The sequence below is a fragment of the Xenorhabdus bharatensis genome (assembly GCF_037996705.1).
In the GTDB taxonomy this organism is placed as follows: Bacteria; Pseudomonadota; Gammaproteobacteria; order Enterobacterales; family Enterobacteriaceae; genus Xenorhabdus; species Xenorhabdus bharatensis.
The window spans coordinates 102,217-117,609 of sequence record NZ_JBBMXG010000002.1 but is presented as its reverse complement, the minus strand read 5'-3'; the positions used below and the strand labels follow the sequence as shown (position 1 = coordinate 117,609).

The window sequence follows — 15,393 nt, the reverse complement described above, 5'->3', positions numbered from 1 at the left end:
TCTGCTCGTTAAGAAAGAACCATCACCATAATGTATAGATGTATAGCCTTTACCACTTAATTGACTTTTTATTGGTTGCACTTACTCAGTACGATGCGCTTCAATGCGACGCAAGTGACGACTATATTTTAGGGTATCAATAAAGCCATCCACCAGAGACTCAGATTGCGCTTGAATATTAAAACTCTCCGGTGCAAATAACCAGTTTTCAAGCAACCCCGTCATTAATGCCCTTAACATGATGGCTGAGCGCCTTACATCAAGATCATAAGGTAACTCTCCTGACTGAATACACATAACCAACATGTCTTCTATTTTTTGATAATCAGAAATACAGACTTCTCTAATCTGTTCAGCTAATGAAGACATTTCTCCAACAAACTCACATTTATGGAAAAATATTTCCATTAATAACCGATTTTGAGAATCACCCGTCATAATTTTTAGTAGAAAAATCAATATATATCTTAGTACAAGGAGTGGATTATTAGGATATTTTGCCTGATACTCTTTCTCTAACGCGTCTATTTCATTTGCAGGCATTTTGCACACAGCAAAAAGCAAATCAGTTTTGTTTTTAAAGTGCCAGTAAATTGCACCTCGCGTTACACCGGCTGCAACCGCGATTTCAGACAATGATGTTGCAGACACACCACGCTCAGAAAAAACCTTTATCGCGGCTTCGATAATGTGTTGGCGGGTTTCATTAGCTTGTTGTTTAGTTTTTCGTGCCATTTTCATGCCATAAACTTTGTTTTTGACTCAAGGCTGATTTACATACATTCATGTATGTTTGTACTATAGCACCGCTCATTAATGAAGTAATAATTTCACTCGTTTACGCTCATAAAGCTCGAGAGTTTACATTGAAAAATTGGGGTTTACTTATGCTAAAAAACAGAGGGGTTTTGCCTCTGGCCACATTACTGGTACTTTCAGGCAGCTTCATTCTCTCAGGATGTAACGATAATCAAAATACTCAGCAAAGCGCTGCTGGCGGGCAGGCTCCTGAAGTCGGTATCGTGACGCTCAAAGCTGAACCTCTGACAGTCATCACTGAATTGCCGGGCAGAACTTCAGCTTACCGAGTTGCCGAAGTCCGTCCTCAAGTTACGGGCATCATTCTGAAACGTAACTACAAAGAAGGCAGTGATATCACCGCCGGAGAATCACTCTACCAAATTGATCCGGCAAGCTATCAGGCAGATTACAATAAAGCCAAAGCAAACTTAGCCAGAGCAACAGCAAATGAAAACGTGGCCCATTTAACTGTTGAGCGCTATAAACCACTGCTGGGGACACAATATGTCAGTAAGCAGGAATTTGATAAAGCTAACTCTGATTACGCTCAGGCTGTCGCAGATGTTCAGTCTGCTAAAGCAGCGCTGGAAAGTGCACGTATCAATTTAGCCTATACCAAAGTTACTGCGCCTATCTCCGGGCGTATAGGTAAATCGGCTGTTTCCGAAGGTGCTTTGGTTTCTGCCGGCCAGACAACTGCACTGACGAGTGTCCAACAATTGGATCCGATTTATGTTGATATCACCCAATCGAGTGATGATTATCTGCGGCTTAAAAATGAAATCGCAAAAGGTACGCTTCAGCGAGAAAACGGCAAGCCCAAAATTCATTTAGTTACTGATACAGGAATGGAATACAGCCGGACGGGCCATCTTGAGTTTTCAGATATTACCGTTGAGGAAACAACAGGCACCATCACAATGCGCGCAGTTTTCCCAAACCCGAATGAAGAACTACTTCCAGGTATGTTTGTCCGTACCAAGCTGGAGGAAGGGGTTCGCCATAATGCGATTCTGGTACCACAACAAGCCATTTCCAGAACGCCTCGTGGGCAGGCAACAACACTGATTGTTGATAAAGATAACAAGGTAGAATTGCGTTATCTCAAAGCCCCTCAGGCAATCGGTAATAAGTGGCTCGTCACTGAAGGGTTGAAGGCCGGGGATAAAGTCATTGTCACAGGGCTGTTTAAAGCCGCTCCGGGAGCTACTGTTCAGCCAACAGAAGTGGATCTGGATGCCAAACCTGAAACAAATAAAACTGAATCAGCCAAAAAATCTCAATAAAGGAGTTGGGGATTCATGCCTAAGTTTTTTATAGAACGACCAATCTTTGCATGGGTAATTGCGATTATCACCATGCTTGCTGGTCTGTTGGCGATAATGAAATTACCTGTGGAGCAATATCCTGCCATTGCTCCGCCATCGATTGTTATTTCGGCTACTTATCCGGGAGCTGACGCAATAACGTTACAGAATACGGTCACTCAGGTTATCGAGCAAAATATGAATGGCATCGATGGCTTGGTATACATGTCTTCCAACAGCGACTCAGCAGGACATACAAGTATCACTCTGACTTTTGAAGCAGAAACCAATGCTGATACAGCTCAGGTTCAGGTACAAAATAAACTACAGCGGGCACTGCCTCTGTTACCTCAGGAGGTCCAACAGCAAGGTGTCAGCGTTGAGAAGACAACCAGTTCATTTTTAATGGTGGCGGGTTTCATTTCTGAGAATAATACCATGTCTCAGGAGGACATTTCCGATTACGTTGGAGCTAATGTCAAAGATTCCCTGAGCCGCGTGAGTGGGGTGGGTGAAGCCATGCTGCTTGGTACTCAATATGCCATGCGTATCTGGCTCGACCCCGATAAACTGCTCAACTATAAAATGACCGCACTGGATGTCATGAAGAGCATCAAGGAGCAGAATAATCAGGTTGCCGCCGGGCAATTAGGGGCAACGCCTTCTGTTCCCGGTCAGCGTCTGAATGTTTCTATTATCGCTCAGACTCGCCTGAGCTCTCCTGAGCAATTTAGCCGGATCCTTCTGCGTGTTAATCCTGATGGTTCCAAAATCACTCTGGGCGATGTTGCCAAGGTTGAACTCGGTGCCCAGCACTATGGTTTTCTTGCCCGATTTAATGGCAAACCGGCATCAGGTATAGGTATCAAATTAGCAACGGGTGCTAATGCGCTGGATACATCTAAAGCCGTCAAGGAAGCATTGTCAGAGATGCAGCCTTACTTCCCGCATGGCTTAAGTATTGTGTACCCGTATGACACCACCCCTTTCGTTAAGATTTCTATTTTCGAAGTGGTGAAAACACTGATAGAAGCGATTCTGTTGGTATTTGTTGTCATGTACCTGTTCCTGCAAAACTTCCGGGCGACGCTAATCCCTACCATTGCTGTTCCGGTCGTATTGCTGGGGACATTTGCTGTTCTGGCGACATTTGGTTATTCCATCAATACATTAACCATGTTCGCTATGGTATTAGCCATCGGCCTGCTTGTTGATGATGCGATCGTCGTCGTAGAAAACGTCGAGCGCGTCATGCAGGAAGAAGGGCTTTCACCAAAAGAAGCAACAAAAAAATCAATGGGGCAGATCCAAAGTGCTCTGGTCGGCATCGCGCTGGTTCTTTCCGCAGTATTTGTTCCGATGGCATTCTTTGGTGGCGCAACAGGGGCAATCTATCGCCAGTTCTCCATCACCATCGTATCGGCAATGATCTTGTCTGTATTTGTTGCCCTGATCCTGACACCAGCACTTTGTGCAACAATGCTTAAGCCGATTGCCAAAGGCAGCCACGGTATTCAGACAGGTTTCTTTGGCTGGTTTAACCGTTTATTCGAAAAAAGCACTCATCATTATACTGACAGTATCGGACGTATGCTGCGCGGTACAGGACGTTACCTGCTGATTTATGTCGTGCTTATCGCAGGAACGGCGTTGTTATTCATTCGTATCCCGGCATCTTTCCTTCCAGAAGAAGATCAGGGTGTATTGCTGGCAATGGTTCAGTTACCTCCCGGCTCGACACAGGAGCAAACACAGAAGGTACTGAATGAAGTTAATGATTACTTCCATACCAATGAAAAAGACGTTGTTCAGTCTGTATTTACCTTAAACGGTTTTGGTTTTGCCGGTCAGGGGCAAAATATGGGGCTGGCGTTTGTCAGCTTAAAAGACTGGGATGAACGTAAGAAAGACCAAGATAAAGTTCCTGCCATTGTAAACCGAGCTAATATTCGTTTTTCACAAATTAAAGAAGGGATGGTATTCGCATTTAACATTCCGTCTATTGTGGAATTAGGCTCTGCCAGTGGTTTTGACTTCCAGTTAATTGATAAAGGAAACCTTGGGCATGAAGCACTGACAAATGCCCGTAATCAATTACTGGGCATGGCGGCTCAACATCCAGATACACTGACCGGTGTGCGTCCTAATGGTCAGAATGATACGCCTCAATACCGCTTCTACATCGATCAGGAGAAAGCAGAAGCACAGGGTGTCTCCATCAATGCGATTAATACCACGCTCAGTACAATGTTTGGTGGTACTTATGTGAATGATTTTATTGATCGTGGTCGTATTAAACAGGTCTACGTTCAGGCTGATGCCCGTTTCCGCATGCTGCCAAAAGATATTGGCAAATTATATGTCCGTAACCTCTACGGTGAAATGGTGCCATTCTCTACATTCATGGACGCAACCAAAGAACCGTGGATCTACGGCCCTCCGCGTCTTGAACGCTATAACGGGTTACCGTCCATGGAAATTGTTGGTGAATCTGTACTTGGAAAAAGTACTGGTGAAGCAATGGCTTTAATGGAAAAACTCGCGTCACAATTACCGGCAGGTATTGGCTATGACTGGACGGGAATGTCTTATCAGGAACGACTTTCAGGTAATCAGGCTCCGGCGCTATATGCCCTGTCTCTGCTTGTGGTATTCCTCTGTCTGGCAGCCCTGTATGAAAGCTGGTCCATACCATTCTCTGTGATGTTGGTTGTTCCATTGGGCGTTATTGGTGCATTACTGGCAACCTTTATGCGCGGTATGGATAATGACGTCTACTTTAAAGTTGGTTTGCTGACAACAATCGGCCTGTCTGCAAAAAATGCCATCCTTATCGTGGAATTCGCTAAGGACTTGATGGAAAAAGAGGGTAAAGGGCTCATTGAATCAACGATGGAAGCCGTCAGAATGCGCTTACGCCCTATTCTGATGACATCTTTGGCCTTCATGTTAGGTGTCATGCCTCTGGTACTGAGCTCCGGAGCAGGTTCCGGTGCTCAAAATGCCGTAGGAACTGGCGTTCTGGGAGGAATGATTGCGGCGACATCTCTGGCAATTTACTTCGTCCCTGTATTCTTCGTTGTCATTAAACGCCGTTTTAGCAAAAAAAGTGAGGATACTGAACACATTTCATCTCCTCATTAAACTCAGTAAATAACTTAAAAGGCCACTTTGGTGGCCTTTTATATTGGCAGAATGGCATTAGATGAAAAAATTTTTCACTGATATTTCAACAAAAGACAAACACGCTGACAGTAAGCAAAATAAATATTTATAAAAAATACCTTACATTTAAAAGTGATACCTTTACTTTTTTTATAATAAAGGGAAGATAAGTCGGGAACTTGGTATCTTTTTCTTCTGATTAGCCATTTAATGATAAAAAATGTTCCCCCCCACTGATGACATATGCAATAATGGCATCATATTCATTTTTAACGTTACAAAACAATTCATATCTAGGCCAAACTCAAGCTGCAAGCATAAAGCCAGCTCATGAGCACTATGATAGATAACTGTATAAGACGCGATGTAAGTGAGTACTGCTGACAGCACAGCCAGCAAAAAAGTAGCAATTTGAAAGAGGGTAGGTATATAATGATTTGCGTACCTATTGCTATAACATCTACTATATTAGTATAATTCAATATATTCAATGACGCATACGTTTATACCCACCTTTTTAGCTGATAGCTAGCCTTCGGCCGAAGCCAAACGTAAATTGGCAATCGTTTAAATGAACTGGTGGTGAACAGCAAAATAGAGTTTTATTATTAATAAATAATAATCATGTTTTGATAGGCTTAATTTTAAAAGAACGACTATAATAATTGATATGTATAAGCCTTAGTTCAAATAAGCCGTGCGTTGTTTACGGGAGGGTGTTTATGGATGAATATTCACCAAGAAGACATGATATTGCTGAATTAAAGTACTTATGTGAGAATTTAATTCACGAAGCATTTTCGGTGTTGAATCGCACTGATAATCATTGGATCAATGATCTGACTTCCGAAAAAAACTTAAGACTAAACGAATTGATTGAGCACATTACGGCGTTTGTCTGGAGTTTTAAAATTAAATATACTGATAACTACAATCTCAGTACCTTAATTGATAAATATCTGGATGAAACATATAATTTGTTTGGTAGTGATAAGATAAGCTTTGTTGAACTAACGAACTGGCAAAAAACAAACGAACACTTAACAAGTATTCTACTACGAGATTTGAACGCTTCTTTAAGCAAAATCTGATAAATATATTCTTAACCATTTTTATACCAAATAAGATAAGGCGACCATGACTAAAACTGACTATCTGATGCGTTTGAGAAAATGCACTTCTATTGAAACGCTGGAACGTGTAATTGAAAAAAACAAATATGAGCTTTCGGACGATGAACTGGAATTGTTCTATTCCGCAGCTGATCACCGTCTGGCTGAACTGACTATGAATAAACTCTATGACAAAATCCCATCATCTGTCTGGAAATTTGTTCGATAATACGTTGTCGTGATCAGATAGGAAGTAGTGAAGGCCGGTAACTATTATCGGCTCCCCATATACTGGATATTACTTGATTGAACTGAATATGGGATAAGAGTAGCGGACTAAAATGGGTGAGGGCTCTATCAGCGACATCCCAGCACACACATCCCCTGCTATGGCTGCTTCTTTCCAGATCTGACCAAGTTAACAAGTTAGCATTGCGGGAGAACCAATAGAGCCCTCATTGACGTTTGCTTTCAACTTCAAAGCGGCGCTCATTATCTTGCATACAATTAAAAATAGCAAGCCACTCTAGTCTAAATGTCTATTTATTAGACATAGCACATCACCAGCAACCACTCACTTAATTTGACTGAGTCGCATTACCACTATGTTAGTTGCACAGACTCTACGCAGGAGCCAGAGCAGTTATCTATCTTTAGTAGGCTCAATGAACCTCAAAGTTTATTAACGGTAACCAAAGAGTCTCCCGATAACATAAATAACCGAACCCTATGTTAGTGCCAGAGTAAGTGCCACCAACAAAAGAAGCCCCCAGAAAAAGCTGAGGGTATAATTCATGAAAATTATAATCAAGCTCTTAATTAAAATAACAAATAAAATAGTTTAATAAGATTACTCACTAGAAAATTTCTATTTAAATGGATTTAATCAGCACTATATTAATAAAATGATATTTAAAGAATTACACTTAAAAAATTATTGTTCAGGCACAGCAAAACAATCATTAAACTAAATAACCAACTAATAAAAATGACTAATGCAACTATAAGTGTAACAATCAACAAATAAATTCGGTAACATAAAATATCAATTTAAAATTATGTAGATACACAATGAATTTCAAGATCCATCGCAGTGAGTAACAAATTCGTCGGGAACAAATTAGCCCAGCCAACGGCTGCCTCCGGTGAGAGGCTAGAGCCTCTAATTAGCCTCTGAGAGCATCCTAGACAGCCGTATGTTTGTAAAAATGGTGACAGGAGAAGGCAACACATCAATTGTAGGCACTTTCTCCATGTGCAGTAATATCTAACCCTTCTCTTTCTGATTCAATACTGATGCGTAACCCAATTATCTTATCAGCAATCTTGAATGAGAGATAAGCGGCTACAGCTGACCAGACAACACACACCAAGATGCTAATTGCCTGTACACCAATTTGCCTCAACATCGTCATGCCTTCCGTAAACCCAGTCCCACCCAAAGTAGACGCAGTAAAAATACTCGTTAATAAACAACCAATAATGCCACATACGCCATGAACACCAAAAACATCACAAACATCATCGACACGCAACCAGCGTTTTAATACAACAACCCCCCATAAACCGGTGATACCCGCGATTATACCAATCACCAGAGCTCCCCCAATTCCAACAGTCGCAGCTGCGGGTGTTATGGCAACAAGCCCGGCAATACAGCCAGAGCATGCACCTAAAAGGGAGGGTTTATTACGAAATACCCATTCGGAGAAAACCCATGACAACACGGCTCCTGCCGTTGCTGCCATTGTGTTCACAAGTGCCAGTGCTGCAATAGCATTTACCGCTCCAGCCGAGCCGACATTGAACCCAAACCAGCCAATATAAAGGATCGCCGTGCCAATAAAAGTCATGGGCAGATTATGCGGCTTAAAAGATTCCTTACCAAACCCTGAGCGTTTCCCTAGTAAGTAAGCACCAACTAAACCTGCAACAGCCGCGTTAATATGCACAACGGTTCCACCAGCAAAATCCAGAGCCCCGTCCTGAGCCAGCCAGCCACCACCCCACACCATATGAACCATAGGAATATAAGAAGCAGTAAACCACAATACAATGAAAATCAGTAACGCAGAAAAACGGACTCTTTCACACAAAGCTCCAACAATTAACGCCACGGTAATACAGCCAAATGCCCCCTGAAAAACGACATAAATTAATTGGTAAAAACTACCACTTAAGTCAGAGATGGATATATCTTTCAGCATAACTTGCTCAAATCCACCGAAAAAAGGGTTTCCAGCTTCAAAAGAAAGACTATAACCATAAATAATCCAAAGAACCCAAACGAGTGAAAAACTGACAATCACTTGTGACATCAATGACAAAACATTCTTACGGCGCAATAATCCACCATAAAATAAAGCAATACCGGGTATAGTCATAAAAATCACAAGGATTGTATTTATCAGCATAAATACAGTATCAGCTTTATCTACCGAATTTCCCGCCGCAAAAGCACAAGAAGGAACGCCAGCCACCATGCTGGCCATAATTAATTGCTGTTTTCTCATTTATCTTCCCCCATTCACAATGCTGCATCATTGACTTCACCAGTCCTAATCCTGACGGCATGCTGTAATTCAAAAATAAATATCTTGCCATCGCCCATTTTTCCCGTGAAAGCGACCTGCTTTATCACATGAATAATTTCTTCTACTCGTTCATCATGCGTGGCGATATCAAGTTTGACTTTTGGCAGGAAGTTGACACTGTACTCAGCTCCCCGATAAAGCTCCGAATGACCTTTCTGACGACCAAAACCCTTTACTTCAGTAATAGTCATGCCCTGTATGCCTATATCTGAAAGGGCTTCCCTTACCTCTTCTAATTTAAAGGGCTTAATAATGGTAGTGATCAACTTCATATTTCCCCCGCTTTTTATCTGTACTTATCAAATAGTATTTACAAGAATGAGTTACAGAAGATATTTGCAAAGGGAATGCCAAGAATTAAAAAGAAATTATAATCAAATGGTTATAAATGAACTGTATCGAAAGGAGATGTGAAAACGGGAGTAACCTGTTCAGCCACTCCCAGTATGCACACTAAATGTGCAGAGGTTCGTTTAATGTTTCACCGACTTGTTGGAGCTGATACATCTGGTAATAACGGCCGCGCCTTTCTAGCAACTGTTGATGTTGCCCCTGCTCTACAATTGCACCACGATGCAGCACAAATATGGAATCAGCCTCAACAATGGTTGAAAGACGATGCGCTATAACTACCAAGGTTGTCTGCTTGCGGATCATCCGTAACGCCTGTTGGACAGATTGTTCTGTTCCTGAATCAATATTTGCTGTCGCTTCATCCAGAATCAGAATTTGTGGTGTTTGCACCAAAACCCGGGCCATTGCCAAAAGTTGTTTTTGTCCGGCAGAAAGCGTATTTCCCTGCTCTCCCAGCCTTGAATAAATACCTTCCGGTAATTTGCGTACAAACCCCGCCAGTTGTACCACTTCAAGTACCTGCCAGACTTTTTCCTCAGAAATATCTCGTCCTAACGTGATATTATCGAAAAATGAGGTAGCCAGAATAACAGGGTCCTGTTGAACCATTGCCACACCATTGCGCAAGGTGGTATGAGAAAGCGAAGATACCGACCGCCCATCAAGATAAATTTCACCGCTTTGCCATGGATAATAGCCCATCAGCAAATTAGCCAGTGTACTTTTACCACTTCCAGTATGCCCAACCAAAGCAATAAAGCCCCGTGATGGTACATGCAAATTGATATTATCTAACACAACTTTGTCATTACGATAAGAAAAGCTTAAATTTTCAACATCAATTCTGCCACTCGCTAACGTTTGTTTATCAACACCATACTGCTGCTGTGGACTATCCATTAATTCAAAAACACGTTCACCTGAAACCACTGCCTGCTGTAATAACGACTGCTGCGCTGTCAGCTCAATCAATGGCTCATTCAGGCGTCCAAGGTAACTGATAAATGCATACAATACCCCTACCCCAATAAAGTCTGTTCCCTGAAAACCAAACAACAGTAATAAACCACACAATACCGCAGCAGAAAACAGGCTCAATAAAGGCCTTAACAAAACGCCATCCAAGCGCAATGCTTGCATTCGTGCCTGATAGTGAGCCCGGTTAGTAGCGAACAATTTCTCACCAAAGCGCGCCTGCTGACGAAACTGCTGAATGACAGTCATGCCGTTAATAGCTTCATTAAAAACATTATTGATGTCAGCAAGATACCCCCTTACCCGCCGAATAATAGGCGTACTGAAACGCTGATAAAGTATCATAACCAGAAAAACAGCAGGGAAGATAGTCAGCGCAACACTCGCCATACGCCAATCTAAAAAGAACATTGCCATTAACATTGCGCCAATCAGTGCAACGCTACGAAAAACTGTAGGAATGACATTCACAAACAGATCTTTGATAACTTCCGTATCATTTGTCACACGGGAAATTAACTGCCCCACTGGTTGGTTATCAAAAGTACTCAGCGGCTGACGCAGAGCTGAATCCATAACATCTGTCCGAATCTGCTGCACCACGCCTACAGATGCCTGATTAAACAGTAGAGATTGGAAATAATGTAACGCAGCAGCCACCAACTGTAATATCAAAAATACAGCCGCAAGACCACAGGCAATACCAAGCGGAATGTGGCCGGTTGAAACCATATTATCGATAAAATAACTAATGAGCATCGGGCCACTGACCTCTGCCAACGCAGCGATCCATAACATAAGTACAGCCAAGGCAATGGGCTTGCGATGATTTTTACTGTAAGACAGCAGACGCTTTAAAGACGGCCAGAGTTTGCGTGTATTAGGCTTTTCCATACCAGTGTTACTCATATTCACCATCCAGTGCGGCCTCAAGTTGTTGGTATTGGTACATCTCTGAATACCAACCCGATTGTGCAATGAGCTGTTTATGTTGCCCCTGTTGAGAAATCATACCATTTTGCATAACCAGAACATTATCAGCGTCTACTAAAGCGGATAATCGATGCGCACTGATAATTACAGTACGTTGCTGCCGCCATTGGCTGAGGTTTTTCATGATCTGGTGTTCAGTCTGACCATCTACAGCAGAAAGGGCATCATCCAGAATCAAAATTTCTGTATCTAATAGAAGTGCTCTTGCGATAGAAATTCGTTGCTTTTGACCACCGGAAAGCATAACACCCCGTTCTCCGACTTCTGTTTGATAACCTTGTGGTAACCGCAGAATATCATCATGGACATTTGCTAGATGGGCAACTTCCTCAATTTGTTCTTGAGTAGCATCTGGACGCCCTAAAGCAATATTCCCTGCAACTGTATCTGAAAACAAAAAAGGTGTCTGGTTCACAACAGCCAGCCGTGAGCGCCATTCATCCATCCTCAATGTAGAAATATTTTGGAACTGGAATAGAATTTCACCATCAGTAATATCAAACTGACGTTGTAATATGGCAAGTAATGTACTTTTTCCTGACCCTGTCGGTCCACAAACCCCTAATAACTGCCCCGGTAATAACTGAAACTGGATATTCCGCAAAACAGGCTCGCGATAGCCAGGATAAATAAAGGTGTTGATATCCGCAGTTAATGTCCCACGCTCCGCAGATAAGGAGTGTGAGCCGTCTTCGATCACCAAAGGTTCCTGTAACAGACTGAGAATACGTGTATATGCCGCACTGCCACGCTCAACAATATTGAACATCCATGCCAGCGCTAACATAGGCCAAATCATCAGCCCTAAGTACATGACAAAGCTCGTCAGCTCCCCTAGTGTCAGGGAGCCATTTACGACCATCCAGCTTCCTCCACCGACTGCCAGTAAGTTCGAAAACCCGATAGCAATAAAAATAGTGGGATCAAAACGAGCATCAACTCGTGCAACACGCATATTCTTGCGTCCAGCTTCGGTGGCTACTTCTTCAAACTGGCTGGATTGTAAGTCTTCCAATCCAAAAGCTTTGATCATGCGAATACTGGTCAGACTTTCCTGAGCGTGATTATTCAGTGCAGAAAAAGCACCTTGTGCTAATTTAAAACGATGATGAAGCTGTTGACCATATCGTTTAATGACTAATGCCATAATAGGCATCGGCAGCAATGATAATAGCGTCAATTGCCAGCTTATCTCCACGCTCATCACAATAAGTACAGCACATCCCATGACTAAGGCATCAACGAAAGTAAGTACTCCCTCACCTGCTGCAAAAACAACTCTATCAACATCATTTGTTGACCGGGCAATTAAATCCCCCGTTCTGTGACGTAAATAGAATTCAGGATCCTGACGGCTCAATCTCTGATAAAAATCACTACGCAGCTTTACAGCCAAACGATAGGAGGCTCCAAATAGCCACACCCGCCAAACGTATCGCAGTCCATATATAGCTATCGCGATAATGAGCATGATGCCTATCCACATCAATAACTGATTGGATGACATTGTTTTGGTACTGACGCCATCAACAATAATTCCAACCAGACGCGGAGGAATTAATTGCAGTATCGCCACCATCACAAGAAAAATAATGGCTCCTAAATAGCGGCGCCATTCACTAAGAAAATACCAACGTAATTGAGAAAATAATCTCACAAACCTATTCCCGAGGTAAAAAATGAAAGGATCAGCGCCCACTTCACCAAAGAGATTTTAGTCATTGTCTAATCTGGTATAGGTAACGCTGTAGTATATTTTATTTTTTCCATTGCAAAGTTTGAGGTTACATCTATCAAGCCAGGTATCCCATTAACCATGCGTTTGTAGAACTGATCATAACTTTTCATATCAACAACTTCTACATGCATTAAATAATCATATTCTCCAGCCATACGATAGAATGTTAAAACCTCCGGCATCTCTTTAACAAAAGTAACAAACTGCTCATACCACTCGCTACTGTGTTGCTGAGTTTTTATCATGACAATCACTGTCAGCCCTAATCCCAGCTTCTCTCCATTAAGCAACGCAACTTTTCCAACGATATATCCTTCATCTTCAAGCCGTTTAAGACGTTTCCAACAAGGTGTAGAGGTCAAATTAACGGCTTCTGCCAGCGTATTCAAGGACAGACTACAGTCCTGTTGGAGAAGCTTTAATAGCTTGCGGTCTGTTTTATCTAACATACCTATATCCTGTAGAAAATTTTCCTAAAAATAAAGAACAGCTTCAAAAAGATAACAACCTATTTCTCCAAATGTAAGAGTATTCTATACATTGAAAATATATTTTACCCGGGGTCAATTTATGTCATCTTTATGGGCTGCTAATGCCATAAAATCTATTCAAGCTGATTATCAACGTAGTGCTGATACCCATCTGATTAAACTCAATCTACCTATGTTTTCAGGGATTGATCTATATCTTAAAGATGAAAGTACTCATCCTACCGGTAGCCTTAAACACCGACTGGCACGCTCACTTTTTCTTTATGCACTCAGTAATGGCTGGATAGATGAAGGAACCCCCATTATTGAAGCTTCATCCGGCAGCACCGCTGTTTCTGAAGCTTACTTTGCTCGTTTACTTGGCCTGCCTTTTATTGCCGTAATGCCTACCTGCACAGCTAAACGCAAAATTCAGGAAATAGAATTTTACGGTGGAAAATGTCACTTTGTAGAACATTCAGCCCTGATTTATGAAGAGTCAGAACGTCTGGCAAAAGAATTGAATGGCCATTATATGGATCAATTTACTTATGCTGAGCGCGCAACTGACTGGCGAGGTAACAATAATATTGCCGAAAGCATTTTCCGCCAGATGGAGTTAGAACCCTTTCCTGAACCAACTTATATTGTGATGGGAGCAGGAACTGGCGGAACCTCTGCAACACTGGGCCGTTATATGCGCTATCAGGGACACGCTACTAAGCTTGTTGTTGTTGATCCTGAAAACTCCGTTTTCTATGATTGCTACCAGCAAAACTGCCGACAAATCCGTAGTAGTATCAGCAGTAGAATCGAAGGTATTGGACGCCCTCGCGCTGAACCTTCTTTTATACCCGATGTAATCAATGACATGATGCAAGTTCCTGATTGTGCGTCTATCGCTACTATCCACTGGCTGGAAAAACTCATTGGCAGAAAAACAGGCGCCTCAACAGGAACTAATGTCTGGGGAGCTTTACAGTTAGCCAAACAAATGCATGATAACAACCAGCAAGGTTCAATCGTGACTTTGTTATGTGATAGCGGTGAACGCTACCTTGATACCTATTACAATCCTGACTGGGTAAAAAATAATATCGGTGACCTCACGCAATATCTCACACAACTACCCAAATTAAATGGTTATGAGTAACATACCGCCTTCAATTTAAAAAGGTAGGTATCATGAAACGAGCCGTTGTTGTATTCAGTGGTGGGCAAGATTCCACCACTTGCTTAATTCAGGCACTCCGCCAATATGATGAAGTCCATTGTGTCACTTTTGACTATGGTCAACGCCACCGTGCTGAGATTGATGTTGCCAGCCGTATTAGTAAAGAGCTTGGCGCAGCAGCTCATAAGGTACTTGATGTTACTTTATTGAATGAGCTTGCGGTCAGTAGCCTGACAAGAGATAACATTCCTGTACCCGATTTTAGTGAAAGCGAAAAAAATGGCCTACCAAATACATTTGTTCCTGGCCGTAATATCCTGTTCTTAACTCTGGCTGCAATTTATGCATATCAGGTTGAAGCTGAAGCCGTTATTACTGGCGTTTGTGAAACAGATTTTTCCGGTTATCCTGACTGCCGTGATGAGTTTGTCAAATCCCTGAACAATGCTGTCTGTCTTGGCATCGCTCGCGATATCCGCTTTGAAACTCCTTTGATGTGGCTCAACAAAGCGGAAACTTGGGCGTTAGCGGATTATTACCAAAAACTGGATTTTGTCCGTTCCCAGACTCTCACTTGCTATAATGGAATTCAGGGTGATGGCTGTGGTGAGTGCGCAGCCTGCCATCTTCGTGCTAACGGGTTAAATCTTTATTTAAATAATGCCGAGTCGACAATGGCAGAAATGAAATCCAAAACGCAACTGAACTAA

At 42.2% G+C, this 15,393-nt stretch carries 12 protein-coding genes and 1 other RNA gene; 6 read left to right on the top strand and 7 right to left on the bottom strand.

All coding sequences use genetic code 11. The features are described from left to right. Positions 1-81: 81 nt before the first annotated feature. A complete protein-coding gene (gene acrR / locus AAC855_RS02210; RefSeq protein WP_340608003.1) occupies positions 82-735 on the bottom strand; it encodes a multidrug efflux transporter transcriptional repressor AcrR in 654 nt (217 codons plus the stop codon). A gap of 152 nt (positions 736-887) precedes the next feature. Here acrR and AAC855_RS02205 point away from each other — a divergent pair, with 152 nt between their 5' ends. From AAC855_RS02205 to AAC855_RS02190, 4 genes are all read left to right on the top strand, one after another. Continuing rightward, on the top strand, positions 888-2,087 hold the full coding sequence (locus AAC855_RS02205) for an efflux RND transporter periplasmic adaptor subunit (RefSeq protein ID WP_340608002.1): 1,200 nt from the start codon (positions 888-890) through the stop codon (positions 2,085-2,087). Between the two features lie 15 nt (positions 2,088-2,102). After that, positions 2,103-5,252, top strand: coding sequence for an efflux RND transporter permease subunit (locus AAC855_RS02200; protein ID WP_340608001.1), 3,150 nt, complete (start codon positions 2,103-2,105; stop codon positions 5,250-5,252). A gap of 743 nt (positions 5,253-5,995) precedes the next feature. Then, positions 5,996-6,364: an Hha toxicity modulator TomB gene (tomB, locus tag AAC855_RS02195; protein ID WP_340608000.1), complete on the top strand. Its 369-nt coding sequence runs from the start codon at positions 5,996-5,998 to the stop codon at positions 6,362-6,364. A gap of 46 nt (positions 6,365-6,410) precedes the next feature. Beyond that, positions 6,411-6,614, top strand: coding sequence for an HHA domain-containing protein (locus AAC855_RS02190; protein WP_010845060.1), 204 nt, complete (start codon positions 6,411-6,413; stop codon positions 6,612-6,614). Between the two features lie 123 nt (positions 6,615-6,737). Here AAC855_RS02190 and ffs read toward each other — a convergent pair. From ffs to AAC855_RS02160, 6 genes are all read right to left on the bottom strand, one after another. Continuing rightward, an RNA gene (ffs, locus tag AAC855_RS02185) (signal recognition particle sRNA small type) lies at positions 6,738-6,834 on the bottom strand. A 783-nt stretch (positions 6,835-7,617) separates the two neighbouring features. Further along, complete coding sequence (gene amtB, locus AAC855_RS02180; RefSeq protein ID WP_340607999.1) at positions 7,618-8,898, bottom strand: ammonium transporter AmtB; 1,281 nt, start codon at positions 8,896-8,898, stop codon at positions 7,618-7,620. 14 nt (positions 8,899-8,912) lie between these two features. Beyond that, the gene (gene glnK, locus AAC855_RS02175) at positions 8,913-9,251 is read right to left on the bottom strand and encodes a P-II family nitrogen regulator (protein WP_340607998.1); all 339 of its coding nucleotides are present in this window, start codon (positions 9,249-9,251) and stop codon (positions 8,913-8,915) included. A gap of 181 nt (positions 9,252-9,432) precedes the next feature. Further along, a complete protein-coding gene (locus AAC855_RS02170) occupies positions 9,433-11,226 on the bottom strand; it encodes a SmdB family multidrug efflux ABC transporter permease/ATP-binding protein (protein WP_340607997.1) in 1,794 nt (597 codons plus the stop codon). Continuing rightward, positions 11,210-12,958, bottom strand: a complete 1,749-nt coding sequence (locus tag AAC855_RS02165; RefSeq protein WP_340607996.1) for a SmdA family multidrug ABC transporter permease/ATP-binding protein — start codon at positions 12,956-12,958, stop codon at positions 11,210-11,212. Before AAC855_RS02165 ends, AAC855_RS02170 begins: the two co-directional genes overlap by 17 nt. Positions 12,959-13,026: 68 nt before the next feature. Continuing rightward, positions 13,027-13,488, bottom strand: coding sequence for an Lrp/AsnC family transcriptional regulator (locus tag AAC855_RS02160; protein ID WP_099111568.1), 462 nt, complete (start codon positions 13,486-13,488; stop codon positions 13,027-13,029). Between the two features lie 121 nt (positions 13,489-13,609). Here AAC855_RS02160 and AAC855_RS02155 point away from each other — a divergent pair, with 121 nt between their 5' ends. Both AAC855_RS02155 and queC read left to right on the top strand, forming a co-directional pair. Further along, positions 13,610-14,662 (top strand): PLP-dependent cysteine synthase family protein, encoded by a 1,053-nt coding sequence (locus AAC855_RS02155; RefSeq protein WP_340607995.1) that lies wholly within the window; start codon positions 13,610-13,612, stop codon positions 14,660-14,662. Positions 14,663-14,694: 32 nt separating this feature from the next. Further along, positions 14,695-15,393 (top strand): 7-cyano-7-deazaguanine synthase QueC, encoded by a 699-nt coding sequence (queC, locus tag AAC855_RS02150; RefSeq protein ID WP_340607994.1) that lies wholly within the window; start codon positions 14,695-14,697, stop codon positions 15,391-15,393.